Origin of the sequence: Microbacterium sp. 1.5R, assembly GCF_007667425.1 — a bacterium.
GTDB lineage: Bacteria > Actinomycetota > Actinomycetes > Actinomycetales > Microbacteriaceae > Microbacterium.
On sequence record NZ_VDRC01000001.1, the window covers coordinates 980,748 to 1,003,761 of the forward strand.

The 23,014-nt window shown below is 70.6% G+C and carries 24 protein-coding genes; 12 read left to right on the plus strand and 12 right to left on the minus strand.

Going from position 1 to position 23,014, the window contains the following annotated elements; all coding sequences use genetic code 11:
- Positions 1 to 17 precede the first annotated feature (17 nt).
- Genes FSY98_RS04890 through FSY98_RS04910 form a run of 5 tightly spaced genes read left to right on the plus strand, consistent with a single transcriptional unit; the run spans position 18 to position 3,783 of the window.
- On the plus strand, positions 18 to 716 hold the full coding sequence (locus FSY98_RS04890) for a DUF899 family protein (RefSeq protein ID WP_144874466.1): 699 nt from the start codon (positions 18 to 20) through the stop codon (positions 714 to 716).
- On the plus strand, positions 709 to 1,587 hold the full coding sequence (locus FSY98_RS04895; RefSeq protein WP_144874468.1) for a CPBP family intramembrane glutamic endopeptidase: 879 nt from the start codon (positions 709 to 711) through the stop codon (positions 1,585 to 1,587). Before FSY98_RS04890 ends, FSY98_RS04895 begins: the two co-directional genes overlap by 8 nt.
- Before the next feature lie 26 nt (positions 1,588 to 1,613).
- Positions 1,614 to 2,531: an endo alpha-1,4 polygalactosaminidase gene (locus FSY98_RS04900; protein WP_260857282.1), complete on the plus strand. Its 918-nt coding sequence runs from the start codon at positions 1,614 to 1,616 to the stop codon at positions 2,529 to 2,531.
- 35 nt (positions 2,532 to 2,566) lie between these two features.
- Positions 2,567 to 3,229, plus strand: a complete 663-nt coding sequence (locus FSY98_RS04905) for a hypothetical protein (protein ID WP_144874470.1) — start codon at positions 2,567 to 2,569, stop codon at positions 3,227 to 3,229.
- Complete coding sequence (locus FSY98_RS04910; protein ID WP_144874472.1) at positions 3,226 to 3,783, plus strand: hypothetical protein; 558 nt, start codon at positions 3,226 to 3,228, stop codon at positions 3,781 to 3,783. Before FSY98_RS04905 ends, FSY98_RS04910 begins: the two co-directional genes overlap by 4 nt.
- 347 nt (positions 3,784 to 4,130) lie before the next feature.
- Here FSY98_RS04910 and FSY98_RS04915 read toward each other — a convergent pair whose 3' ends face one another.
- Positions 4,131 to 5,414 (minus strand): hypothetical protein, encoded by a 1,284-nt coding sequence (locus tag FSY98_RS04915; RefSeq protein ID WP_144874474.1) that lies wholly within the window; start codon positions 5,412 to 5,414, stop codon positions 4,131 to 4,133.
- Between the two features lie 93 nt (positions 5,415 to 5,507).
- Between FSY98_RS04915 and FSY98_RS04920 the strand changes: the two genes are divergently transcribed.
- Together FSY98_RS04920 and FSY98_RS04925 are read left to right on the plus strand one after the other, a co-directional pair.
- Positions 5,508 to 5,984, plus strand: coding sequence for a hypothetical protein (locus FSY98_RS04920; protein WP_186307545.1), 477 nt, complete (start codon positions 5,508 to 5,510; stop codon positions 5,982 to 5,984).
- A complete protein-coding gene (locus FSY98_RS04925) occupies positions 5,981 to 6,964 on the plus strand; it encodes a cation diffusion facilitator family transporter (protein ID WP_260857283.1) in 984 nt (327 codons plus the stop codon). Before FSY98_RS04920 ends, FSY98_RS04925 begins: the two co-directional genes overlap by 4 nt.
- Here the strand turns inward: FSY98_RS04925 and FSY98_RS04930 are convergent.
- Together FSY98_RS04930 and FSY98_RS04935 are read right to left on the minus strand one after the other, a co-directional pair.
- A complete protein-coding gene (locus FSY98_RS04930) occupies positions 6,961 to 7,188 on the minus strand; it encodes a hypothetical protein (protein WP_144874476.1) in 228 nt (75 codons plus the stop codon). The two genes, FSY98_RS04925 and FSY98_RS04930, sit on opposite strands and share 4 nt — an antisense overlap.
- A 109-nt stretch (positions 7,189 to 7,297) precedes the next feature.
- On the minus strand, positions 7,298 to 8,635 hold the full coding sequence (locus tag FSY98_RS04935; RefSeq protein WP_144874478.1) for a cytochrome P450: 1,338 nt from the start codon (positions 8,633 to 8,635) through the stop codon (positions 7,298 to 7,300).
- A 396-nt stretch (positions 8,636 to 9,031) separates the two neighbouring features.
- Here FSY98_RS04935 and FSY98_RS04945 point away from each other — a divergent pair, with 396 nt between their 5' ends.
- Positions 9,032 to 9,469: an SRPBCC family protein gene (locus FSY98_RS04945; RefSeq protein ID WP_144874480.1), complete on the plus strand. Its 438-nt coding sequence runs from the start codon at positions 9,032 to 9,034 to the stop codon at positions 9,467 to 9,469.
- A 170-nt stretch (positions 9,470 to 9,639) separates the two neighbouring features.
- On the opposite strand, the gene FSY98_RS04950 is transcribed toward FSY98_RS04945, so the two are convergent.
- Positions 9,640 to 10,824: a zinc-dependent alcohol dehydrogenase gene (locus tag FSY98_RS04950; RefSeq protein ID WP_144874482.1), complete on the minus strand. Its 1,185-nt coding sequence runs from the start codon at positions 10,822 to 10,824 to the stop codon at positions 9,640 to 9,642.
- 346 nt (positions 10,825 to 11,170) lie between these two features.
- Between FSY98_RS04950 and FSY98_RS04955 the strand changes: the two genes are divergently transcribed.
- Together FSY98_RS04955 and FSY98_RS04960 are read left to right on the plus strand one after the other, a co-directional pair.
- Positions 11,171 to 12,877: an HNH endonuclease signature motif containing protein gene (locus FSY98_RS04955; protein ID WP_186307546.1), complete on the plus strand. Its 1,707-nt coding sequence runs from the start codon at positions 11,171 to 11,173 to the stop codon at positions 12,875 to 12,877.
- 147 nt (positions 12,878 to 13,024) lie between these two features.
- The gene (locus tag FSY98_RS04960) at positions 13,025 to 14,332 is read left to right on the plus strand and encodes a calcium:proton antiporter (RefSeq protein ID WP_144874486.1); all 1,308 of its coding nucleotides are present in this window, start codon (positions 13,025 to 13,027) and stop codon (positions 14,330 to 14,332) included.
- A gap of 51 nt (positions 14,333 to 14,383) precedes the next feature.
- On the opposite strand, the gene FSY98_RS04965 is transcribed toward FSY98_RS04960, so the two are convergent.
- The 7 genes from FSY98_RS04965 to FSY98_RS04995 form a co-directional block, all read right to left on the minus strand.
- A complete protein-coding gene (locus tag FSY98_RS04965; RefSeq protein ID WP_144874488.1) occupies positions 14,384 to 15,472 on the minus strand; it encodes an alkene reductase in 1,089 nt (362 codons plus the stop codon).
- A 38-nt stretch (positions 15,473 to 15,510) separates the two neighbouring features.
- Complete coding sequence (locus FSY98_RS04970) at positions 15,511 to 16,092, minus strand: MarR family winged helix-turn-helix transcriptional regulator (RefSeq protein WP_144874490.1); 582 nt, start codon at positions 16,090 to 16,092, stop codon at positions 15,511 to 15,513.
- Between the two features lie 135 nt (positions 16,093 to 16,227).
- Positions 16,228 to 16,683: a MarR family winged helix-turn-helix transcriptional regulator gene (locus FSY98_RS04975; RefSeq protein ID WP_144874492.1), complete on the minus strand. Its 456-nt coding sequence runs from the start codon at positions 16,681 to 16,683 to the stop codon at positions 16,228 to 16,230.
- A gap of 1 nt (position 16,684) precedes the next feature.
- Positions 16,685 to 18,340, minus strand: a complete 1,656-nt coding sequence (locus FSY98_RS04980; RefSeq protein WP_396652342.1) for a DHA2 family efflux MFS transporter permease subunit — start codon at positions 18,338 to 18,340, stop codon at positions 16,685 to 16,687.
- Positions 18,341 to 18,531: 191 nt separating this feature from the next.
- Positions 18,532 to 19,098, minus strand: a complete 567-nt coding sequence (locus tag FSY98_RS04985; RefSeq protein WP_144874494.1) for a TetR/AcrR family transcriptional regulator — start codon at positions 19,096 to 19,098, stop codon at positions 18,532 to 18,534.
- Positions 19,091 to 19,684 carry a sugar O-acetyltransferase gene (locus tag FSY98_RS04990; protein WP_144874496.1) on the minus strand — a complete coding sequence of 198 codons (594 nt, stop codon included), beginning with the start codon at positions 19,682 to 19,684 and terminating at the stop codon, positions 19,091 to 19,093. The genes FSY98_RS04985 and FSY98_RS04990 overlap by 8 nt, the downstream gene beginning before the upstream one ends.
- Before the next feature lie 46 nt (positions 19,685 to 19,730).
- Complete coding sequence (locus FSY98_RS04995; protein ID WP_144874498.1) at positions 19,731 to 21,071, minus strand: MFS transporter; 1,341 nt, start codon at positions 21,069 to 21,071, stop codon at positions 19,731 to 19,733.
- A gap of 118 nt (positions 21,072 to 21,189) precedes the next feature.
- Here FSY98_RS04995 and FSY98_RS05000 point away from each other — a divergent pair, with 118 nt between their 5' ends.
- The gene (locus FSY98_RS05000) at positions 21,190 to 21,393 is read left to right on the plus strand and encodes a hypothetical protein (RefSeq protein ID WP_144874500.1); all 204 of its coding nucleotides are present in this window, start codon (positions 21,190 to 21,192) and stop codon (positions 21,391 to 21,393) included.
- Between the two features lie 46 nt (positions 21,394 to 21,439).
- Here FSY98_RS05000 and FSY98_RS05005 read toward each other — a convergent pair whose 3' ends face one another.
- Positions 21,440 to 22,387 carry a DMT family transporter gene (locus tag FSY98_RS05005; protein WP_260857285.1) on the minus strand — a complete coding sequence of 316 codons (948 nt, stop codon included), beginning with the start codon at positions 22,385 to 22,387 and terminating at the stop codon, positions 21,440 to 21,442.
- A 33-nt stretch (positions 22,388 to 22,420) separates the two neighbouring features.
- On the opposite strand from FSY98_RS05005, the gene FSY98_RS05010 reads away from it, so the two are divergent.
- Positions 22,421 to 23,014: a TetR/AcrR family transcriptional regulator gene (locus tag FSY98_RS05010; protein WP_144874502.1), complete on the plus strand. Its 594-nt coding sequence runs from the start codon at positions 22,421 to 22,423 to the stop codon at positions 23,012 to 23,014.

A 23,014-nucleotide genomic window follows, 5' to 3' on the forward strand; every position in this document is an offset into this window, starting at 1 on the left:
ATCGTCGGAGGCCCGCCGTGAGCACGACCGAGAACGCCCTCCCGCCCGTGGTCGACGCCGACACCTGGCGCCGCGAACTCGCCGACCTGCGCGTGCGCGAGAAGGCCGCGACGCGCGAACTCGACGCGATCGCGGCGCAGCGCCGCAGACTGCCCATGGTCGAGCTGCCCGAGTACACGCTGGTCGGCGCCGACGGTCCGGTGCGCCTCGCCGACGTCTTCGACGGGCACCCGCAGCTCATCGTCTACAACCACATGTGGTCGGACGGACATGAGTGGCAGTGCCCCGGGTGCACGGGCTTCACCTCGCAGTTCACCCGCCTCGACGTGATCGAGCGCTACTACGACGCCCGGTTCGTGATCGTGACGAACGGTCCGATCGACGAGGCCCTCGCGTATCGCGACCGGGTCGGGAATCGCATGACCTGGTACTCCAGCGCCGACAGCCCGTTCGGAGCCGATGTGGATGCGGGGCCGAACGAGGGCTTCGGGGTGAACGTGTTCCTCCGAGACGGCGACACGGTGTACCGGACGTGGCACACGAGCGGACGAGGCACCGAGCGGTTGAGCTACCTGCAGGGACTCGTCGATCTGCTCCCGTTCGGGCGACAGGAGGAGTGGGAGGATTCGCCGCAGGGGTGGCCGCAGCATCCGACCTACGAGCAGGGGATGGGATCGAAGGAGATCGCCGAGCTGTACGGTATGACACGTGACTGACCCCTCGTCCCCGCCACGCGACTCCCCCTCCTCGCCCTGGCGACGCTTCTGGGAACGCGGCGGGTGGTGGCGGGCACTGCTCGTCGCCGCGGTCTACCTCGCGCTCTACATCGGGGCCTCGCAGCTGATCGGCGTGGTGTTCCGCGGGCAGTACGACCTCACCGACCAGTTCGGTGACCCGGCGACCGTCGCCATCACGCTGCTGCTCCCCGTCGTGATCGGATCCGTGATCCTCGTGGCGTTCGCGGCCTCGGTGAAGTGGCTTCCCGAGCTGTTCGGGCGTCAGCCCGGTCGAGGCCGCGGATGGATGTGGATCGCCCCAGCGGTCGTGATCGCCGCCGCCGTTCTGCGCATCGGCGCGACCGACTGGAGCACCTACGCGGTGGGCGTCGTCGTGCTCACCTTCGTCTCCGGTCTGTTCGTCGGCCTGTCCGAGGAGCTACTCACCCGCGGCCTCGCGGTGAATCTGCTGCGCAAGGGCGGCTACTCCGAGCGGTGGGTCATGGTTCTGTCGTCCCTGCTCTTCGCCCTGCTGCACTCCACCAACCTGCTAGGCGGCCAGCCGATCGCGACGGTGCTGCTCACCATGGCGTTCACCTTCTTCTTCGGCGTCGCGATGTACCTGACGCTCCGCGTGACCGGCAGTCTGGTCTGGCCGATCCTGCTCCACGCGATCACCGACCCCACGACCTTCCTCGCGACGGGAGGCATCGACAGCGGCGCCGGCACAGGCAGCCCGCTGCTGGCGTTCGCGGGTCTGTCGGTGTACGTGTACGTGATCCTGGCGATCGTCGCGCTGTTCCTCGTGAAGGGGCACCTCGACCGCACGACCGCCGACCGCACGACCGCCGACCGCGCCCCGCTGCGGTGAGGCGCCCGACATCGGCCGGGGCCGCCGTGGCGGCCTTCGCGCTCGCGGCGGCGCTCGGCGTCGCTCTCGTCGGTTGTGCGGGTCAGGTCACCGGCGGCGAGACCGGCGGCGGGAGCAGCGGCGGCGGGAGCAGCGGCGGCGGGAGCAGCGGCGGCGGGAGCAGCGGTGGCGGGAGCAGCGACACCGCCCCGGCGACGCCCTCGACCGGCGACTCCGGCGGCATCGCTCCGCTCCCGTCGGGCGCCCAGCCCGACTATCAGCTCGGCGGCGCCTACGATCCGGCCGACGGCGTGGGCATCGTGGGGCGCGACCGGTCGGACGAACCGGCCGACGGCGTGTATTCGATCTGCTACGTGAACGGCTTCCAGACCCAGCCGGGAGAGCTCGACGCGTGGCCGGACGACCTGCTCCTGCAGGATGCCGGCGAGCCCGTCTTCGACCCGGACTGGCCGGACGAGGCCCTGCTCGACACGTCGACGGGCGAGCATCGCGAGCGGATCGCCGAGATCGTCGGCCCCTGGATCGACGGATGTGCGGATGCCGGCTTCGACGCCGTCGAGTTCGACAACCTCGACTCGTACACGCGCTCGGACGACGCCCTCTCCCTCGACGACAACCTCGCCCTCGGCGCCCTGTTCGTCGCGCGGGCGCACTCCTCCGGGCTCGCGGCCGGGCAGAAGAACGCCGCGGAGGATGCGGTCGCATTGCGCGACCGAGCGGGATTCGACTTCGCGGTGGTCGAGGAATGCGCGGCGTACGAGGAGTGCGGCGCCTACACCGCGGTGTACGGCGACCAGGTGATCGACATCGAGTACACCGACGGGCTGCCCCGCCCGTTCGCGGAGATGTGCGCCGACCCCGACTCGCCCGCGTCGATGGTGCTGCGCGATCGCGACCTGCAGCCCGGCGGCGCCGAGGGGCATGTCTTCGAGACCTGTCGCTGACGACGCCGATATTCCGGTCTGACTAGGCTGGCGTCGTGACGATCTCGGGGGAGCAGACCGGCGCCCGCGCCGTGCTCTCGCGGTGGGGTCGGTCGGTGCGCGACGTGCCGCGCGCGATCTGGGCTGCTGCGGCATCCGTGCTCGTCGTCGTCGCGATCGTGGCTGTCACCGGCGGACTCGCGCGGTCGACGACCGAGGCCGCCGAGGTCGGGGCGGGCGACGAGGTGCGCACCTCCACCTATGCGATCACCGTGCTCGACGCCTCCTTCACCGACGGCGTCGAGTCCGAGTACCTCGAGGCGGAGCCCGGCGAGAAGCTGCTCGTCATGACGACGCGGATGGAGAACCTCACCGACGCCCCGATCGGCGTCGGCACCACCGCCGACCTGCTGAAGGCCAACCTCGTGAACACCGCCGACCCGCTGCTCGAGCTGCACGGCACCGAGCCCACCGGCAGCGCGTCGGTCTGGCGGGCCGACGGATCGGCCGGCCAGGTCGTCCTGCAACCAGGGGTGCCCGACGAGGTGACCATCGCGTGGCCGGTGCCCGACGACGCCTTCGCCGACGGCGCCGTCGCGCTCGACGTGCACGACGCCGAGGTCAGCCGCGGCGCGGTGATCCTGTCGTCGCGGGTCGTGACCTGGCGTCCGGACGGTCTCGTCGCGCGCGTGATCACCCCGGCATCGGAGGCGCGATGAGGAATCGCGCACTGCCCTGGATCATCGGCGCCGCCCTCGTCGTGGGCGGCGGAGCGCTCGTCGCCCTCACACCGGACGACGATGCCGTGGTCGCACCGATCGAACGGCACGGCGCGATCGGCGAGACCACGACGTCCAGGGCGCTGATCGCCACGGCCGTCGACACCCGCTTCGCGAAGACGATCGAGACCGACGACGGCTGGAGCGCCGAGGGGCACTGGCTCGTGGTCGCCGTGCACGCCTCCGCGCCCGAGACGGAGGTGGACGCATCGATCCGGCTCGCGACCCTCGCCGTCGGCGACCGTGTCTTCCAGGCGAGCGAGCGCCCGTCCGCCTCGCTCGTCGGCTCACCGCTGCGCGTCGGCATCGACACAGGGGGGATGCTGGCATTCGAGCTCCCCGCCGACGTCGATTCGGGTACTGCGGAGCTGCGCCTGACGCCGGACTACTACACGGCCGAGCTCGACGACCTCGTCGTGATCACCCTCCCCCTCGACGGCATCGCCCGCGAGGACACCGTCGAGATCACGCGCTCCGGGTTGGTGGCACCGTGACCTGGTTCCGTCGGCAGCGCATCGCGCTCCTCGCCCTCGCCGTCGCGATCGTCGCGGTGGTCGGCGCCTACGTCTGGCTCGACGTGCTGCCGAGCATCCGACCCGCAGCGCGAGTCATCGAGGCTGGGTCGAGCGCCGATGTCGCGGGGCAGACCCTGTCGCTGTCCGGCGCAGAATGGGACGAGTTCGAGGCGCCGGAGGGCACCCGGTCGCTGAGCGTCCGCTTCACGTCGAGTGGCGGGCCGGAGGCCGGCTCCTGCACCATGAGCGTCACCGAGACGACGACAGCGCGCACCTGGCTGAGTTCGCGAGACGGAGTCGACGTGCCGTACGACGAGGACGAGCGCTCATGCACCATCGACGGGTCGTCGTACCGCATCCTCGCGGTGTTCCTGCTGCCCGACGACGCCGATGGGCCGTTCCGCCTCGACGTCGAGGGCGGCGATGACGTGACCGCCCGGTTCCTCGTCGAGCCCTGACGGGCGGGTGTCGAGACCGGCCTGCGGGCGGCCGAGCACCGCGTCGTAGGCGGTGGCGACGATCGCGACCCTGAGCGGTTCGGCGAAGGCCGCCACGGCGAGGGTCGCGAGCGGGAAGACACCCGCCCAGAACGACGACTCGTGTCCGCCGATGAGCTGCAGCAGCCCGCGTGTGCCCGACTGCTCGGCCAGCGCCCACAGTGCGTAGGCGAGCACGTACGCGCCGACCAGCAGCGGTCCGCCGCGCCAGATCACCGCGACAGCGGCCCAGAGGCCCTCGAGACGCATGACCAGCGTGCGGGCGAGGCCCATGGCCGTGCCACGGGCCGCACCGGCTCCCCAGCGCGAGAAGCCGGGAGTCGAGTCGAAGGTCGTGCCGAAGACGACACCCGCGACGGTGAGCCAGGCCGCCGGCACGATGACGGCGGCGATCACGATGCCCACGATCCAGGTCGCGGCCTCCCATACGACGGCGACCGGTGCGAGGTTGACGGCGAACCAGTCGCCGAACACCTGCAGGCGGCTCACCACCTCGCGGTCGCCGAACCAGGCGAGGATGCCGCTCCACCACCGGGCGACGAGGGTGAAGAGCATGAAGGTCCACAGCACCTCGGCGTACACCGCGAGGACGACGCTCCCCCGCGGCAGCCGTGCGGCGAACCGCATGTAGACGAGCCGGGCGGCGAGCGCGATCACGAGCACCGTCACCGGCAGGATGCCGACGCCGATGAGACCGCCGCGGTCGCCGATCTGATCGAGTTCGTAGCCCGAGTCGGCGAGGGCGATCGCACTGGCGATGCGGAAGAACTCGATCTGATCCGCGTCGAGCATGCCCCACGCGGTGTAGAACGCGAAGAACGGCAGGATCGCGGCGAGCGTGGCCGAGGCGAACTCGCGGGGGCCGCCGGCATCCTCCCGCCTGCTGTGGGGCAATGAGGGGCGCACCGTCAGGTACATCGCGACGTAGGAGATCAGGCGGGCCGCGACCGCGAGCGGGAGCAGCAGCAGACCGCCGAGAGTGGTGAGTCCGCCGACGACGCCCGCGAGCTCGATGAGCACACGATGCACCGCCTCGCCGCCGAGGTACCAGGCCATGAGCGCGGGCCAGTGCCGGGCGAGGATGCGTCCGAACGTCCGCAGGGCCTGTCGCATGTGCCTACCGTAGCGGGCATCGGGCCGTAGCCTCCCTGACCGCGCTCGTCAACAGCATTGCGATGCCGCGACGGCCGGCGCGAACATGCCGCCATGAGAACGACACGGATCGGCGCGGCCGCAGCGATGCTGCTGCTCGCCGTCGGGCTCGCGGGGTGCGGGCTGACCATCCCCACCGATCCCGACGGCACCCTCGAGAGCGTGCGCGACGCGGAGCTGCGCGTCGGCTTCTCCCCCGACCCCGGCCTGATCACGGACGACGGCCGCGGGAGTCCCGACGGCAGCCTGCCCGACCTCGTGGACGGCTTCGCCCATACGCTCGACGCCGACGTCGACTGGACGGAGGGCTCGGAGGAGACCCTGGTCGGGATGCTGGAACGCGGCGACCTCGACCTCGTCGTCGGCGGCATGACCGACCAGAGCCCGTGGATCGATCGCGCCGGGATGACACGCGGGTACCCCGGCATCGACGGCGCGGACGGTCGATCGATCGTCATGCTCGTGCCGCTCGGCGAGAACGGGTTCCTCAGCGCGCTCGAGACCTACCTCGACGAGGAGGTGGGATCGTGAAGAGCGTCGACCGCATCGGACGCACCGAGCTGCCGGAGGAGCAGCAGAAGGCGCTGCGCAGCGCGATCCGCTGGGAATGGTTCACGATCGCCTACACCTCGGTGACGATCTCGGTGATCGCCCTGGTCGTCGGCGGCTCGCAGGCCATGCGCACGGCCTGGATCGAGGACATGCTGTCGCTCATCCCCCAGTTCGCATTCCTCATCGCCCTGATCTTCGTGCGGCGGCGTCCGACCGTGAAGCACCCCTACGGACTGCATCGCGCGATGGGCGTCGGGCACCTCGTCGCGGGGGTCGCGCTGCTCGCGGTGGGCGTGAATCTCGCGATCGAGGCCGTCACCGGGCTCGTCGCCGCCGAGCACCCGACCATCGGCACCGTGGACATCTGGGGCCACACGATCTGGCTCGGCTGGTTCATGGTGGCAGTCATGGCCGTGATCATCGTCGGGCCCGTGTTCTTCTACGGACCGGCGAAGGCACGGCTCGCCCCCGTGCTGCACAACAAGCTCCTCTACGCCGACGCCGACATGGCCAAGGCCGACTGGCAGACGACGGTCGCCTCGATCATCGGCGTGCTGGGGGTCGGCGCCGGCCTCTGGTGGCTCGACGGCGCGGCAGCCCTCTTCATCTCGCTCGGCATCGTGTGGGACGGCGTGAAGAACACCAAGACCGCGATCATCGACCTCATGGACCAGCGCGCACGCACGTTCGACAGCGCGCACCCGCATCCGCTCGCCGGCGACATCCTGTCGACCATGCGGTCGCAGCCGTGGGTGACGGACGCCTCGGTGCGGATGCGGGATCAGGGCCAGGTCTTCCACATCGAGGCGTTCGTCGTGCCACGGCGGTCACGCGTCACCGTCGAGCAGACGACCGACCTCGCGGCGCGCATCTCGGACCTCGACTGGAAGGTGCAGGAGGTCGTGATCGTGCCGGTGGCCGAGCTCCCCGCGGGGACGGACACCTCGGGGCGCGATTAGCCGTCGGCGCGGTCGGAGCCGTCGTCACCCGATCCGTCCGAGCCCACCGAGCCCACCGAGCCGTCGGCATCGTCGTCCGAGCCGTCGTTCGGCGTGCCTGCGGCATCCGGGTCGTTCGCCACCGGATCGTCGGAGAGCTGCTCCGGGGTCAGCTCGTGCGGGACCATCGGGGTCTCGTCGTTCGACGAGGTCTCGGCATCCGGGGTGGAGTTCTGGTCGGACATGGTGGCTCCGTTCGTCGAGTGGTTCCCATCGCGCGATGGGTGGCGTCCAGCATCCGTCTCTCCGGCCGATCGCACCCGCCCCTTGACAACCCGCGGCGCGGCGAGCCCTTCAGTGGAACGGGCAGCGGCTGCCCGATGCCGTCGCCGACCGCACCAGCGCACCGGAGCGCGGCTTGGTGGGCAGCCGGCGTCGGTTCACGTCGAGACCGGCGCCGAGGATCAGCAGGCGCGGGTCGCTCAGCGTCGCCACCGCCGCCGCGAGGCCCGAGATCGCGAGCTTCTCACCGGGGCATCGATGGCCGGTCGCGACGTCGGCCCCACCGTGCGGGACGAAGGCGGCGAGCGCCTCGTAATCGTCGCCCACGTCGCGGAACCGCTCCGGATCGAAGCGATCGGGGCGAGCCCAGAACCGATCGTCGGTGTTCGTGCCGAGCAGGTCGAGCACGACCCGCCCGCCCGCGTCGACGTGCTGGCCGTCGATGTCGATGTCGTCGATCGCCCACCCCGGCAGCATCGGCACGAAGGGCGCGGTGCGGCGCACCTCCTGGGCGAACATGACCGACAGCGGGCCGCCGACCAGCGCACCGCGTTCGTCCGTCTCGGCGGCGATGCGCGCGCGCCACTCCGGGCGATCGTGCAGCTCCTTCGCGGCGAAGGCGACGAAGCGTGCGACGGCGATCATCGGACGGATGCTGTTCTGCAGCTCGACTCCGGCGACGCGCGCTGAGAGGAGCGCGCCGTCGCGGTCGCGGTGATGCGCCCACTCGTACAGCGCTGTGCCGGCTTCGGCGCGCAGGGCGCCCGTGCGCACGGCCTCGACGAGTCGCGCGGCGTGCCGGTCGGACCACCAGCGGTTGGCGACCGCCCCGATGTACACGGGCGAATACGGCGATCCGAACCCGTCGACGATCTGCGCGAGGCGTGCCGCCCAGCGGGTCTTCGCCGCCGCGGTGCCGGGGAGCCCCGCCCAGCGCATGATCGCGCGGCCGAAGGCGCCGACCGCCGCGTCGTAGGCGCTGCGGGTGCCGCCATCGAGCCAGGCCTGCCGCTCGGCCTCCCACTCGCGCTCGAGCAGGGGGGCCAGCCGCGCGACCTGCTCGTCTTCGTACGCGACGTCGACGAACGTCGCCTTGCGATGACGATGCGCGGCGCCGTCGAGGCTGTGCACCGAGTCGTGGCCGAAGAGCGATTCCTGCACAACCGAGGGCATGGCGCCGTGGCGCGCGATGCGGTCGGCGTCGTAGAACAGCTCGACGCCCTCGACACCCCGGACGAACACCGCGTCGTCTCCCAGCAGGCGCATCGGCGCGGACCGCGCCCCCGGTCGCACGCGCTGCCAGATGCGCGAGCCGAAGCCGTAGCCATGGGTGAGGAGGGCCGGAGCGTCGTCGCGCGCGAGTTCGCCCGCACGGCGGACCGCTCGAGCGGGAAGGTCGATGAGTGCCATGCTCCGACATTCGCAGAGGGGTGCGGAGGGTTCCAGGGGGAGGCGCGGGCGGCGGTGTTGTGCTAGTCGCGCGCCGTCTGCCGGTTCGTCCGGGTCATCCAGTCCGTGCGAGTCATCTGGTTCGCCTGGGTCATCGCGTCGTCTGAGTCATCTCGTTCGGCTGGGTCATCGCGTTCGGCGGGGTCATCTCGTTCGGCTGAGTCATCGCGGGTGGCTGAGTCATCGCGGGTGGCGCGTCAACCCCCTTGGGTGCCGCGCGCGCCGGCGTCCACCATGCACGGGACCGACGATGCAGGGACCGACCACGCAAGAGGCCGGCACGCGCGGGACCGGCATGCGAAGAGGACCGGCATGCGAAGAGGACCGGCATGCGAAAGACCGACGAGAGGGGATGACATGGCGACGAACGTACGCACGATGAATTGCCGACCGGAGGACGTGTTCGAGGTGCTGCACGACGGGTGGCTCTACCCTGGGTGGGTCGTCGGGGCGTCCCGCATGCGCGACGTCGACGAGGCCTGGCCGCAACCGGGAGCCGTGCTGCACCACTCGGTGGGAGTGTGGCCGGCGCTGCTCGACGACACGACCGTGGTCGAGGAGTGGGATCCGCCCCGGCGGATGGTGATGCGCGCGAAGGGCTGGCCCATCGGCGAAGCGAGGGTCACGATCCGGGCGCGATCGTACGACGGCGGATGCATGGTGCGCATCGACGAGGAGCCGGTGACCGGCCCGGCGACGCTGCTGCCCTCCCTCGTGACGACCCCGATGCTGCGGTGGCGGAACTCGGAGACTCTGCACCGGCTCGCATATCTCGCGGAGGGGCGGGCTCACTGAGACGCTGCCGCTCGCGCGCGCGGAGGGCGCGTCCCGCCTTGCGGGGCGCGCCCTCCGGCGTCGTACTCGTCTCGGCCCGCGCTCACGGCCAGTGCTCTCGGCCGGTGCTCTCAGCCGGGGCTCTCGGCCGGGGGCCGGGCGCTCGCGGCCGGGCGGGCGGGCGGCCGGGCTCAGACCGTCGACGGCCGGAGCACGACCTTGATGCAGCCGTCCTCCTTGCGCTGGAACGTCTCGTAGAGCTCCGGCGCGTCGTCGAGCGGAGCACTGTGGGTCGTGAGATCCATCACGCCGAGCGGGTCGCTGAGCTCTTCGACGAGCGGCAGCAGGTCGTCGATCCACCGCTTCACGTTGCACTGTCCCATGCGCAGGTTGATCTGCTTGTCGAACATCGTCTTCATGGGCATGATGTCGGCGTCACCCGCGTACACCCCGCTCAACGACACTGTCCCTCCCCGGCGCACGGCGTCGATCGACGCGTGCAGGGCGGCGAGCCGGTCGATGCCGGCCTTGTCCATCATCTGCTGGGCGAGTGCGTCCGGCAGCAGACCCACGGCCTTCTGCACGATGCCGACGCCCGGGTTGCCGTGCGCCTCCATGCCGACGGCGTCGACGACGGCATCCGCTCCCCGTCCTTCCGTGAGGTCGCGCAGCTCCGATACGACCTCGTCCGAGAGGTCGAAGGTCTCCACACCGTGGCGGGCCGCCATCTCGCGGCGCTCCGCGACCGGGTCGACCGCGAGCACCCGGTAGCCCCGGTGCACGCCGATGCGCGACACGAACTGCCCGACGGGTCCGAGGCCCATGACGGCCAGCGTGCCGCCCTCGGGGACGTTCGCGTATTCGACCCCCTGCCAGGCGGTCGGCAGGATGTCGCTGAGGAACAGATAGCGATCGTCCGGCAGATCGGACGCCACCTTGATGTGGTTGTAGTCGGCGAGAGGCACGCGCAGGTACTCGGCCTGCCCGCCCGGCACCTGGCCGTACAGCTTGGTGTACCCGAACAGGGCGGCGCCGCTGCCGTACTCGCGCACCTGGGTCGTCTCGCACTGCGACTGCAGACCCTGGCGGCAGAAGAAGCAGTGCCCGCACGAGATGTTGAACGGGATGACGACGCGGTCGCCCACCGACAGGTTCGTGACCTCGCTGCCGACCTCGACGACGACGCCCATCGGCTCGTGTCCCAGCACGTCACCGCGGTCGAGGAACGGCCCGAGCAGCTCGTACAGGTGCAGGTCGGATCCGCAGATCGCCGACGAGGTGATGCGCACGATCGCGTCGGTCGGTCGTTCAATCACGGGGTCGGGGACCTCCTCCACCGACACTTTGCGGGTGCCCTGCCAGGTGAGTGCCTTCATGATGCGTCCTCCTCGTTGGTGGTGTCTCGACGCGCGGTCTGGTTCACCGCGCGCTCCGGACGAACAGCCACCCTCGTCGGCGGACGGGGCGTCGGACAGAGGGTTGACAGCGGTGTGGATGCCGGACACAGCGCCCCGCTTGCCGTCTCCGGCAGGGCGTGGCGGGGTGGGTGGCCGGGGGTTGCGGGGTTGCGGGGTTGCGGGGTTGCGGGGCGCAGCCTCCCATCCGCGCGGCCCTGCGATATACCGGAACGCGAATCGCGAGTACCGGAATATGCCTCTGAACTGGTCCAAAAATGCGTCTCATGGCCGCTCGAATGTCGGTGGTCCCGTGTTGACTGAGGGCATGTCATCCACCGCACGCTCCCTCCTCGATCAGGTCGTCTCCGACCTTGATCGGGTGCTGGCCGACGACGCCCTCGCCGGTCTCTCGGAGCGCGAGCGGATTGATGTGCTCACCACAGCCGGCGCCGCGTTCCGTCGCATCGAAGCGGTGCTCGTAGAGACCGTCGCGACGGGCGATGTCGACCTGCCGCGCACCGCGGGGTGTCGCAGCGAGAACGAGTTGCTGCGACGAGCGCTCCTCGTCGATACGGCCGGGGCGACGCGCCTGGGCAAGGTCGTCGATCTGGTGCGCCGGCACACGAATCTCCTGTCCGGCGAACGTCTGCCCGCTCGCTGGCCGGCTCTGCGCGCCGCACTGCTCGACGGAGCGATCGGCACCGCGGGCATCCTCGCGTCGACGGCACCGCTGGAGAGGGTGAGCGACCGGATCAGCCTTGACGAACGCCTCGGGGCCGACGAGTGTCTGGCCGATGCGTCCAGGGGCGCGCGCGACGACGTGGTTGCAGGTGCCGACGCCGGTGTCGACGCCGGTGCCGACGATGCGGTCCGAGGGTCACGACGCGGCCCGGCGCCGATGCCGGAAGATCTGCGAGTTCTCGCCGAGGCTCTGGCTGGCCTGCTCGATCCTGACGGCGACGAACCGGCAAACGACGCGGCCAGGCGGCGAGGCATCACGGTCGGACGGCTGCGCAACGGGCTGCGTCCCGTCACCGGGGCGCTGACGCCAGACGTCGCCGCACAGCTGGAGTTGATCTTCGACGCCCAGAACAACCCGAAGGGCGACGGTCCACCGCGACTCGGAGTGCGCTTCATGCCGACGGCCGGCGGCGGGTCGGACTCCCGCGACTCGGCTGCAGGCGACTCGTCTGCCTGCGGCTCGGCTGCCGGCGACTTGGCCGGCCCACCTGCGGGCGACTCGGCTATGGGCGACTCGGCTATGGGCGTCTCGGCTGCGGGCGACCCGGGTGCGGGCGGCCCGGCTGGCGGCGATCCCCGCAGTGGCGATCCAGAGGCCGACACGGCGGATCCCGACTCCGCCGACGCCGCAGACTTCGATCCCTTCAACAGCGATCCGCGCGCGGTGATCGATGATCGCACCGCCGCGCAGAAGCGGCACGACGCCCTCGCCGCGGCGCTCGGGATCGCAGCCCGCCACCGCGACGTGCCGACTCTCGGCGGCGCGGCTCCGACGCTCGTCGTCACGGTCGACGCGGGCGACCTCGCCGCCGTGCGCGGCCGGGCGAGCGCGCCGGGGGCATGGGGCCAGCTTCCTCTTGCCATCGCCGCACACGTCGGCTGCTCCGGAACGATTCAGCGCGTGACGATGGACGAGGGTCGGATCGTCGGGATCCACAGCACCGACCGGGTGTTCACGGTGCATCAGCGCAGAGCGATCATCGCGCGCGACAAGGAGTGCCTGATCCCGGGATGCCACGTACCAGCGTCGTGGTGCGAGATCCATCACGTCACCGAGCACGCCCGCGGAGGACCCACCCACACCGACAACGGCGTGCCGCTGTGCTGGTGGCATCACCGCAGTCTGGGCTCGTCCGGGTGGGAGATCCGCATGAATGCGGGCATCCCGGAGGTGCGGGGCCCGGCGTGGTGGGACCCGGAACAGCGGTGGCGAGCGCCACGCCTCAGTCTTCCTCGACGCAGCCCCTCGCGATCGGAGAGAGATTCGGCAGTACTCGCGCGCGCAGGCTGAGACGCACCAGCGTGCACAGGCGTTGTTCCAGTTCCTCGCCTATCCTGGCTCGGTGATGTGAGCGTCGGTGCCTCTGCACTGCGCGGCGTCCGGGACGACCCGGACGTCATCTCGATCGGGGACGGCCCCACTCGAAGGAGCGCGACCATGTCGCACGCCACACCCACCCCGCCCACCGGGCCCGTTGCGCACAGCGAGCGCGCGTCGCGCACCGGGCCCGCTGCCCACAGCGAGCGCGCGCCGCGCACCGCTCCCGTCGCGCACAGCGAGCGCGCGCCGCGCACCGCGCCCGTCGCCCACACGTCGCTCCGCACCCTCGTCGGCCGCTCCGACATCGCGCGGATCGTCCTGGGCTGGGGAGCCTTCGGCGCACTCCTGTTCGCGCACCCGCTGCTCGCCGCACCAGCACCCGCAGCCGTGCTCGTCATCGGGCTCGTGGCGATCGTCGCGGTCATCCTCGCCTGCGCGTTCGGCGTCGTGAAGCAGGCCGAGGCGCTCGCCCACCGCCTCGGCGACCCCTACGGGTCACTCGTGCTGACCCTGTCGATCGTGCTGATCGAGGTGATCCTCATCTCGGCGGTCATGCTCGGACCGGGAGCGCATCAGACGATCGCCCGCGACTCGGTCATGGCCGTCGCGATGATCATCATGAACCTCGTCATCGGGCTCGCGCTGCTGCTCGGCGGCATGCGCCACCGCGGTCTGCAGCACAATCGCACCGGAACATCCGCCTACCTCGCGATGCTCGTGCTGCTCGTGACGCTCGCCTTCGGCCTGCCGGCTCTCATCGGGGCCGACGGCTCGTACACGATCGCGCAGGCGATCCCCGTCGTCATACTCACCCTCGGCGTCTACGCCTTCTTCCTCGCGCGACAGATGGGAGCGCAGGCGTCGGACTTCACCGAGGTCGGCGCGGATACGGAACGCAACGCGTCGAAGCCCGAGACCCGTGCGCACAGCACCCGCTCAGACCCGAGCATCCTCGCGACGCTGCGCAGTCACCGCCTCGAGGTGCTCGTCCGTCTCGCCCTGCTCGTCGTCACCGTGCTGCCGATCGTGCTGCTGTCGCACGACCTGGCCGCGCTGCTCGACGACGGCCTCGGCCGCCTCGGCGCACCGCCGGCACTCGCCGGTCTGCTCATCGCCGCGATCGTCTTCCTGCCCGAGTCGATCACCGCGGTCAGGGCGGCGCTCAGCGCCGAGGCGCAGCGCGTGAACAACCTCTGCCATGGCGCACTCGTCTCGACCGTCGGGCTGACGATCCCCGCGGTCCTCGTCATCGGGATGCTGACGGGCCAGACCGTCGTGCTCGCCGAGTCGCCCGCGAACATGCTCATGCTCGGGGCGACCCTGCTGCTCTCGGTCACCACGTTCTCCGCGAGACGCGTCACCGCGACCCACGGCGCCACGCACCTGATGCTGTTCGCCGCCTACCTGATCGTCCTGTTCAGCTGATCACGTTCTCCCGCCGACCGGCGCGACGAGGCACGTCGCGCCGGCATGTGCTCACGCCTCGGCGCGCACGGCCTCCAGTGCGGGGTAGTCCGTGTAGCCCTCCGCGGTTCGTCCATAGAACAGCGCGGGCCGCGGGTCGTTCAGCTCGGCATCCTGCTTCCACCGCTCGGCGAGATCGGGGTTGGCGATCACCGGTCGGCCGACGGCTACGGCATCCGCCCACCCATCGGCGACCAGGCCATGGGCCTCGTCTCTCGTGGTGGGCTCCGCGAAGCCGGAGTTGATGATCAGCGGAGCGCCGAGCGTCCGGCGGATCCGCTGCACGAGCTCACCGGTCGGCGCGGCGCTGAGGACGTCGACGAACGCGATCCCGAGCGGCGCGAGCCCCTCGGCGACGGCGAGGTACGTGGCGAGCACGTCGTCATCGTCTTCCTCCAGCACGCCCTGGATGTTGTGCTGCGGAGACAGACGGATGCCGACGCGGTCGGCCCCGACCGCCTCGGTCACCGCACGCGTGACCTCGACCGCGAATCGCGCCCTGTTCTCGGGCGATCCGCCATACCGGTCGTCGCGCACATTCGACACCGGCGACAGGAACTCGTGCACGAGGTAGCCGTTCGCTCCGTGCACCTCGACGCCGTCGAGTCCCGCCTCGATCGCATTGCGTGCCGCCTGCGCGAACTGCTCGATCACCTCGGCGATCTCGTCGACCGTCAGGGCGTGCGCGACCGGCATCGCGGCCTTGCCGACGGGCGTGTGCGTCTCGCCGGGTGCGGCGATCGCGCTCGGGCCGACGACTCGCGGCTCACCGGAGATCTCGGGGTGGCCGACTCGTCCGCCGTGCATGAGCTGCATGACGATCGTGCCGCCCTCGGCGTGCACCGCATCGGCGATGCGGCGCCATCCGTCGACCTGCTCGGCTGTGACGATACCCGGCTGCCCCTGGTACGACTTGCCCTCCCTGGCGGGCCAGGTGCCCTCGGTGATGATCAGACCCTGCCCGGCGCGCTGACGGTAGTACTCCGCCATGGTGTCGGTGGGCGTGCCCTCGTCGTCGGCGCGCGTGCGCGTGAGGGGCGCCATGACGACGCGGTTGGACAGCGGGAGGGCGCCGAAGGCGGCTGATTCGAAAAGACTCACGGTGACAGTCAAGACGACCGCAGCGACCCGTATTCCCTTCAGGCTCCCTCGGGCGAGCCGCCGAGGTCGCGGAGCAGGGAGATGACGAGATCGAGATCCCGGTCCGACCAGGCTCGCAGCCGCTCGCCGAGACGGGCCTCGTAGCGCGAGCGGGCGAGCGCGACGCGCTCCTGCGCGAGCGGAGTCGCCACGAGAACGCGAGCACGGCGGTCGTCCGGATCCGGCACGCTCTCGACGAGGCCCAACGCCTCGAGCTGGCGCACGTGCCGGCTGACGGCGGACTTGTCGGTCTGCAGACGCTCGATGATCGCACCGGCAGACGTCGCCCTGCCCGAGGCGATCGACGTCAGCACCTGGTAGCCGAGCGGCTGCAGATCGGGATGGACCGTGATCGCCGCCTCGCGCCAGCTCACCCGGATGCGGGCGAAGAGCCGACCGAGCTCGTGCTCGACACGGTGCACGGCGTCATCCTGCGCAGGGCTGTCGACGGCAGGGTCGTCGACGGGTCCGGCAGCAGGGCGGTCGGCGGCTTCGTCGGCAGGGCTGTCGGCGGGTTTACCAGCAGGGCTGTTCGCGGGTTCGGCGGCTATCTCGTCGGCGGGTTCGTCGGCGGCGCTCATGCCCGCCAGCTTACGGCGGATGCCCCTCTCTTCACCGGGAACACCGGCCCGCGGCGAATACCGGCCCCGGGAACACCCGCCAGTTGACGCGGCAGCCCAGGGCACCCCGCCCCCGGCGCCGGCGCCGTGCGCGTCTCAGACCTCCGACAGCAGCCGGAAGACCTTGGATGCCGCGCGGATCTCGTCCGCCGTCAGCTCCGCCATCACCGCGTCGAGGCGTCGGCTGTGATCACGGCGCAGTTCGGCGAGGGCGGCGCTGGCGGTCGGCGTGGCGGTGAGCACGCGCAGCCGGCCGTCGCGCTCGTCGGGGCGGGACTCGAGGAGTCCGAGCTCCTCCAGCATCCGTACCTGCCTGCTGATGACCGACTTGTCCATCTCGAACCGTTCGGCGAGCTCGTGCGCGCTCGCCGATCCGGCGCGGTCGATGAACGTGAGCAGCTTGTACCCGCCGACCTGCAGGTCGGGGGCGATGCGCGCCGCCGACTCCCTCCACAGCGTCCGAGTCCTCGCGAAGATGAGGTTCAGATGCGCCTGGAGGTCGCCGACGGCGCTCTCGACGTCCGGAGCGGTCGCCGCATCGGTGGGGGCCATGTCAGCGCCCGCGCTCCTGGACCGCGCCCTCGGCGTCGCGCTCACCCTCGCGCTCGAGCACCGTGACCGAGCCGGTCTTCGGTGCCGCCGACTCGACGTCCGCGACGCGGATGGTGCCGGTGGATGCCGACGATCCGACCTCGGCCTGCGCGACCTCGATCGCGGAGTCCTCGGCCTGCTCGCGCAGCTGCTCGGCGGCGTTCTTCGTCGAGAGCGGCTTGTTCCTGATGAACGCGATCGCGATCACGGCGATGACGGCGAGCGGGATGGCGATGATGAAAGCGTCCGCGATGCCGTGGCCGTAGGCGCTCTCGACGATCGAGCGCACGGTCTCCGGCAGCTGTCCCACCTTCGGCACGTCGCCCGAGCCGAGGTGCTGCAGCGCGTCCACCTCGTCCTGGGTGGTCGGGACGAAGCCCTCGAGACCGTCCTTGACGTAGGTGGCGACGTTCGACGACAGCAGCGATCCCATGACCGTGACGCCGATGGTGCCGGCGATCGTCCGGAAGAAGTTCACGTTCGACGAGGCGGCGCCCAGCTGCTGCGGGGCGGTGTCGTTCTGCACGATGAGGGTGAGGTTCTGCATGACCATGCCGAGGCCGGCGCCGAGCACGACCATGTAGGTAGCGACCAGCCCGAAGGGCGTGTCGTAGCGCAGCGTCGCCATCAGGCTGACACCGATCGTGACGAGCACGGAGCCGGTCATCATCCAGCCCTTCCACTTGCCGAAGCGGCTCACGAGCTGGCCGATGATGATCGACGCCCCCATCTGACCGATGATCATCGGGATGGTCATGAGGCCGGACTCGGTGGGCGTGGCGCCACGGGCGAGCTGGAAGTACTGGGCGAGGAACACGGAGGTCGCGAACATCGAGACGCCGATCGCGATCGACGCGACGACCGACAGCGTGAAGGTGCTGTTGCGGAACAGCGACATCGGGACGATGGGCTCCTTGACGAAGAACTCGACCGCGATGAACCCGGCGATCGCGACGCCGGCGGTGACGGCCAGCATGATGCTCGTCGAGGAATCCCACTCGAACTGGCTGCCACCCATCGACACCCAGATCAGCAGGGTCGAGACGCCGACGGCGAGCAGCACGATGCCGAAGTAGTCGATCGACACCTTGGTGTCGCGCTGCGGCTTCGGCAGGTGCAGCGTGAACTGCAGCAGCACGAGGGCGAGGAGGGCGAACGGCACCCCGACGAAGAAGTTGGAGCGCCAGCCCCACACGTCGGTGAGGAGTCCGCCGAGCAGCGGACCGCCGATGGTGCCGAGGGCCATGATGCCGCCGACGACGCCCATATACTTGCCGCGCTCGCGCGGCGAGATGATCAGCGCGACCGCGATCATGACGAGCGACATGAGTCCGCCGACGCCGATGCCCTGCACGACGCGCACCGCGATGAGCATGTTCGTGTCGGTGGAGAAGCCGGCGATCACGGTGCCCACGGTGAAGATGATGAGCGCCAGCTGCACGAGGATCTTGCGGTCGACGAGGTCGGCGAGCTTGCCCCAGATCGGGGTGCTGACGGCGGTCGCCAGGAGGCTGGCGGTGATGACCCAGGTGTACTGCGACTGGGTGCCGCCGAGGTCGGCGATGATGACGGGCATCGAGGTCGACACGACCGTGCCCGAGAGCACGGCGACGAACATGCCGACGACGAGTCCGGAGATCGCGGTGAAGACCTCGCGAGCCGAGCGCGTGGTCTCGGATGAGGGTGAGATGGGGGTTGTCACAGTGGAAGAGCTCCTGCGTAGAAAGTTGATAAGAATCAACGATACGCCGGTAGTTGCAAAACTGCAACTATGGACTCAGATCAACCATCTCCCGGAGCTCGACGGGCTCACGCCGAGGTGATGCGCGCCACGCCGATCACGATCTCCTCGGGATCCCTCTCTTCGTCGTCGAGCGCTCGATGTATCGACAGGCCCCCGATGAGCGCGTCGAGCAGGCGCGCGTCGTCCCGGTCGAAGTGCCGTTCGAGGGCGGCTCGGCTGCGCAGCATCCACGCGGTGGTGAGCGCGCGGTAGGCCGGCTTGCGCGCGGCGAGCGTGAACAGCTCGTGCGACAGCACGAGCTCGCGGGGGTCGCCGTACACGTCCTCGCGGATGATGTCGACCACGGCGGCGCGGGCGGATTCGAGATCGGATGCAGCAGCCATCCGCTCTTCGAACCGGGCGCTGATCGTATGAGAGAACCGCGTGAACGCCTCGTGCAGCAGCTCGTCGATGCCGCTGAAGTGGTACGTCATCGAGCCGAGCGGAACGCCCGCGGCCTCCGCGATGCGGCGATGCGAGGCACCGGCCACCCCCGACTCCGCGATCACATCGAGGCAGGCGTCGATGATGCGGTCACGCCGGTCCGGATCGTTCTTGCGGCCGCTGCGGCTTCCGCTCGCCGCCTCAGTCATCGACGGCGCCGATCGTGCGGACCACTCGCGCCGGGCTGCCGACGGCGACGACGTCGGCCGGGATGTCGCGGGTCACGACCGAGCCCGCACCGATCACGCTGTTGTCGCCGATCGTCACGCCGGGGCACACGATCACTCCCCCGCCGAGCCAGACGTTGTCGCCGATGGAGATCGGCTCTGCAGCCTCGAGCTTGTCGCGGCGCATCTGCGGGTCGATCGGATGCGTCGGCGTCAGCAGCTGCACGCTCGGCCCGATCTGACAGTCGGCGCCGATCGTGATGCGGGCGACGTCGAGGGCGATGAGGTTGAAGTTCACGAACGTCCGCGCTCCGATCGAGATGTTCTCGCCGTAGTCGACGCGCAGCGGCGGGCGGATGGCCACGTCGTCGCCGAGATCCCCGATCAGCGCGCGCAGCCAATCACGCGCGCCGGGGTCTCCGGCGAGCGTCTGCCGATGATAGAGGTCGGCGAGTCGCGCCGCCCGGTCTGCTCGCGCGACGAGTTCGGGGTCGTCGCCGAGGTAGAGGTCGCCGGCCAGCATCCGCTCCCGGTGGCTGCGCGGGTCGCCCGCGAAGAAGTCCGTCATGTGCTGAGCGTATCAGGGTGCGTACGTTCGTACTCAAAGACGGGCCTCAGGTGCGCCGCGGCCGCCCGAGGGGCACCGTCGAACCGAGCACGACCAGCGCGATGGCGCCGAGCGCCGCGATCCCGGCCGGGATCCAGAAGAGGTGGGGCATCCCCAGCCAGGCGGCGCCGACGCTGCCGATGAACCCGCCGAGGGCGGCGTTGATCGCGTAGGCGCTGAGGAAGACGCTGGATGCCGTGCCGACGCGGTCGGGCAGCAGCCGCTGCGCGACGGTGATGCCCAGCACGCCGAACGTCGCGATCACCCCCGCCATGAGCAGCTGCCCGACGATGAGCGGCGCGATGTGCGGCTCGATCCCCGCGGCCGACGCGTACGACACGTGCGCCCCCACCGCCATCACCGCCCCCGCCATCAGCACCCTGGTCACGCCGAAGCGGTCGGCGAGTCGAGCGGCGAGCAGCATGAGCGGCAGCTCGATGAGCGGCTGCAGTCCGATGATCACGCCGCGCACGGCGGCGTCGACCTGCAGGCCCCGGTCCATGTAGAGCGGCAGATAGGCGAGCTTGACGGTCTCGCCGCACATGATGAGCACGTAGATCGCGGTGAAGAAGAGCAGCGGGAGCATCGAACGGCGGCGCGCCGTGCGGACACCCGTCCGCGAGCCGGTCACGTCACCGCGCACATCGCCCTGCGCCTCGAAGGAGTCCTCGCCGAGGGCCTCGTCGGTCTGCGGCATCCGGATCTCCGACTCGCGGACACGACGCGGAGGCACCGCGCGCACGCCGACGAGCGGCAGGATCGAGAGCAGGATGCTGAGGCCGGTGAGGAAAAGCAGCGGCCGGAGCCCGAGCATCGCTCCGAGCACCGCACCCAGCACGGGACCCACGACCCATCCGAACGCCATCGCGGTGCGCATGACGGCGACGACGCCGTTGTCGGCGGGGGTCGGCGAGCGGGTGAGCTCGTCGCGCACGGCCGCCTGCAGCTGCGCCGCACCGGCTCCGGCGCCGCTCAGCAGCAGCATGTTGATGGCGAACGGCATCCACGCCTGCATCGCGGCAGCCATGAGCGCCCAGCCGACGAAACCCGCGACCGCCGAGATGCGGAACACGAGCAGCCGCGAGCCCATGCGGTCGGACAGCGAGCCGACGATGTAGCCGGTGATGGGCGCGATGAGGTTGGTCAGGAAGTAGAGCCCGGCCTGCGAGTCGGTGAGGTGCAGCTCTTCGACGAGGAAGAGCGTGATCTGCGGCGCCGTGATCGACATGCCGATGCCCGAGATCACGAGGCTGAGGAAAGCGCCGCGGAGCAGGCGCGACCGGAGGATGTAGCGGGTCGCCGAGGCGGGGGCCGCGGGGCCCGTGTCAGGAGCGTGCTCAGACGCCACGCGAACCGTCTCTCGATAAGGAAGGGGAAGTTACAAATAGTACCCACCCACTCATCCACACCTCGACCGAGGGCACAACCCCCTGGCCGGATGCGGTCGTCTGACGGAGCCTGGGGGCATGAGCCATCCAGACGACATCGCGCAGCCGCTCGACCATCTGCCGCCGCTCGAGGAGCGCGACAAGGCCGTCGAGATCGACGAGCCGAGCTATCCCACCTCGGAATCCCCGGAGGGGCCGACCCACGCCTCCCCCGACACCGCCGCCGAGCCGGGCAAGCCGAATCGGCACGGCGTCGACAAGCTCCCGCCCACCTCGCGCTGACCCTTCCCTCCCCCCGCGGCACCCCGCGCGGGGAGACGGGGAGCCCTCAGCGGTACCGGCGAAGGCTCGGCGCCGCCGTCCCGGCATCCTCGTCACGGTGCGACCGCGCCTCGACGACCAGAACCGCCGCCACGCCGATGGCGCAGAGCGCGAATCCGGCGATTGTCACGAGCGTCAGCGTCTCGCCGAGCAGCAGCGCGCCGCCGACGGCGGTGGTCGGCGCCATGAGGAACAGCAGCGCCTGCAGAGCGGTGATGCCGACCCGGCGCAGCAGCCACCAGTAGAGACCGTAGGCGGCGAGCGTCGGGAAGAGCGCCGTGAGCACGACGGCGACCCAGAACGAGACGGATGCCGGAGGCACCAGCTGCCCTGCGGCTGCAGCGACGACCAGGAACAGGACGGCCGTCACCGTCACGTGGATCGTGAGCGTGACCAGGACCCCCGTCTGCGTCGCCGACCGCCGCTGCACGAAGGTGCCGACGATCAGGCACGCCATCGCTGCGACCGGCAGCAGGTAGGCGGCGAGCGGCGCCTCGGACGACCCGAACTGCGACTGCACCACGAGCAGCACGCCCACGGCTCCGACGCCGAGCCCTGCCCACTGCGCACCGCGGACCCGCATGCCGAGCAGAGGTCCGACGAGTACGGCGACGATCAGCGGCTGCACCGCGTCGATGAGGGCGACGGTGCCCGTGGCGACGCCGAGGGCGACCGCGCCGTAGACGGCGATGCAGTAGCCGAACTGCGCGAAGAGCCCGATGAGTGACTGGGTGCGGAGGTCGCGGGCCGTCATTCCCCTGCCCGATCGCGTGACCGCCACGACCACGAGCAGCACCGCTGCGAGCGGCACGAACCGCCAGACGAGCAGCGTCAGGGGTGCGACCTCGACCGTCGCGAACGCCGGGATGAGGAAGCCCGAGCTCCAGGTGACGACGAAGACGACCGCCGCGGCGACCGTCACCGTCGAGCGAAGTAAACCGACCTGTATACCCATGCCGACGAGTATACAGATCCGTATACTCGTGTAATGCCCTCTCCCGTGCCCGACCTCGCGCCCCTCACGCCCGGAGCCCGCCGCGTGCTCGACGCCGCCTCGCGGCTCTTCTACGACCGCGGCATCCACGCGGTCGGCGTCGACACCATCGCCGAGGTCGCCGGCGTGACGAAGAAGACCCTGTACGACCGGTTCGGGTCGAAGGAGACACTCGTCGTCTCCTACCTGCAGCACCGCGACGCACGCTGGCGCGACGATCTCGCCGCCCGCCTCGCGGCGGAAGAGCAGCCGGGCATCCCCCGCATCCTCGCGGTGTTCGACCATGCGCTCGCCTGGTCGACCGCGAACAGTCCGAAGGGCTGCAGCGCCGTCAACGCGCGAGCCGAAGTCGGCGGCGACGAGGGCGCTCCCGTGCTCGCCGAGGTCTCGCGCGAGAAGACCTGGCTGCTCGACCTCTTCGCCGAGCTCTGCGAAGAGGGGGGCATCGACGACCCGCGCGGCACGGCGGAGACCCTGATGCTGCTCTACGAGGGCGCGATCGTCACGCTCGGCATGGGCACGTTCGCCGAGCCCTTCACCACGGCCCGCCGCTGCGCGGAGGGAGTGCTGACCGCCCGGACGCGCTGA

Excerpts from the sequence above, each read along its gene's own strand:
- FSY98_RS04910 (WP_144874472.1), top strand. The coding sequence starts at position 3,226 with ATGAGGAATCGCGCACTGCCCTGGATCATCGGCGCCGCCCTCGTCGTG.
- FSY98_RS04915 (WP_144874474.1), bottom strand. The coding sequence starts at position 5,414 with ATGCGACAGGCCCTGCGGACGTTCGGACGCATCCTCGCCCGGCACTGG.
- FSY98_RS04920 (WP_186307545.1), top strand. The coding sequence starts at position 5,508 with ATGAGAACGACACGGATCGGCGCGGCCGCAGCGATGCTGCTGCTCGCC.
- FSY98_RS04930 (WP_144874476.1), bottom strand. The coding sequence starts at position 7,188 with ATGTCCGACCAGAACTCCACCCCGGATGCCGAGACCTCGTCGAACGAC.
- FSY98_RS04935 (WP_144874478.1), bottom strand. The coding sequence starts at position 8,635 with ATGGCACTCATCGACCTTCCCGCTCGAGCGGTCCGCCGTGCGGGCGAA.
- FSY98_RS04945 (WP_144874480.1), top strand. The coding sequence starts at position 9,032 with ATGGCGACGAACGTACGCACGATGAATTGCCGACCGGAGGACGTGTTC.
- FSY98_RS04950 (WP_144874482.1), bottom strand. The coding sequence starts at position 10,824 with ATGAAGGCACTCACCTGGCAGGGCACCCGCAAAGTGTCGGTGGAGGAG.
- FSY98_RS04955 (WP_186307546.1), top strand. The coding sequence starts at position 11,171 with ATGTCATCCACCGCACGCTCCCTCCTCGATCAGGTCGTCTCCGACCTT.
- FSY98_RS04960 (WP_144874486.1), top strand. The coding sequence starts at position 13,025 with ATGTCGCACGCCACACCCACCCCGCCCACCGGGCCCGTTGCGCACAGC.
- FSY98_RS04970 (WP_144874490.1), bottom strand. The coding sequence starts at position 16,092 with ATGAGCGCCGCCGACGAACCCGCCGACGAGATAGCCGCCGAACCCGCG.
- FSY98_RS04975 (WP_144874492.1), bottom strand. The coding sequence starts at position 16,683 with ATGGCCCCCACCGATGCGGCGACCGCTCCGGACGTCGAGAGCGCCGTC.
- FSY98_RS04980 (WP_396652342.1), bottom strand. The coding sequence starts at position 18,340 with ATGTTCGTCGCCGTGCTCTCGGGCACGGTCGTGTCGACCTCGATGCCC.
- FSY98_RS04985 (WP_144874494.1), bottom strand. The coding sequence starts at position 19,098 with ATGACTGAGGCGGCGAGCGGAAGCCGCAGCGGCCGCAAGAACGATCCG.
- FSY98_RS04990 (WP_144874496.1), bottom strand. The coding sequence starts at position 19,684 with ATGACGGACTTCTTCGCGGGCGACCCGCGCAGCCACCGGGAGCGGATG.
- FSY98_RS05000 (WP_144874500.1), top strand. The coding sequence starts at position 21,190 with ATGAGCCATCCAGACGACATCGCGCAGCCGCTCGACCATCTGCCGCCG.
- FSY98_RS05005 (WP_260857285.1), bottom strand. The coding sequence starts at position 22,387 with ATGGGTATACAGGTCGGTTTACTTCGCTCGACGGTGACGGTCGCCGCG.
- FSY98_RS05010 (WP_144874502.1), top strand. The coding sequence starts at position 22,421 with ATGCCCTCTCCCGTGCCCGACCTCGCGCCCCTCACGCCCGGAGCCCGC.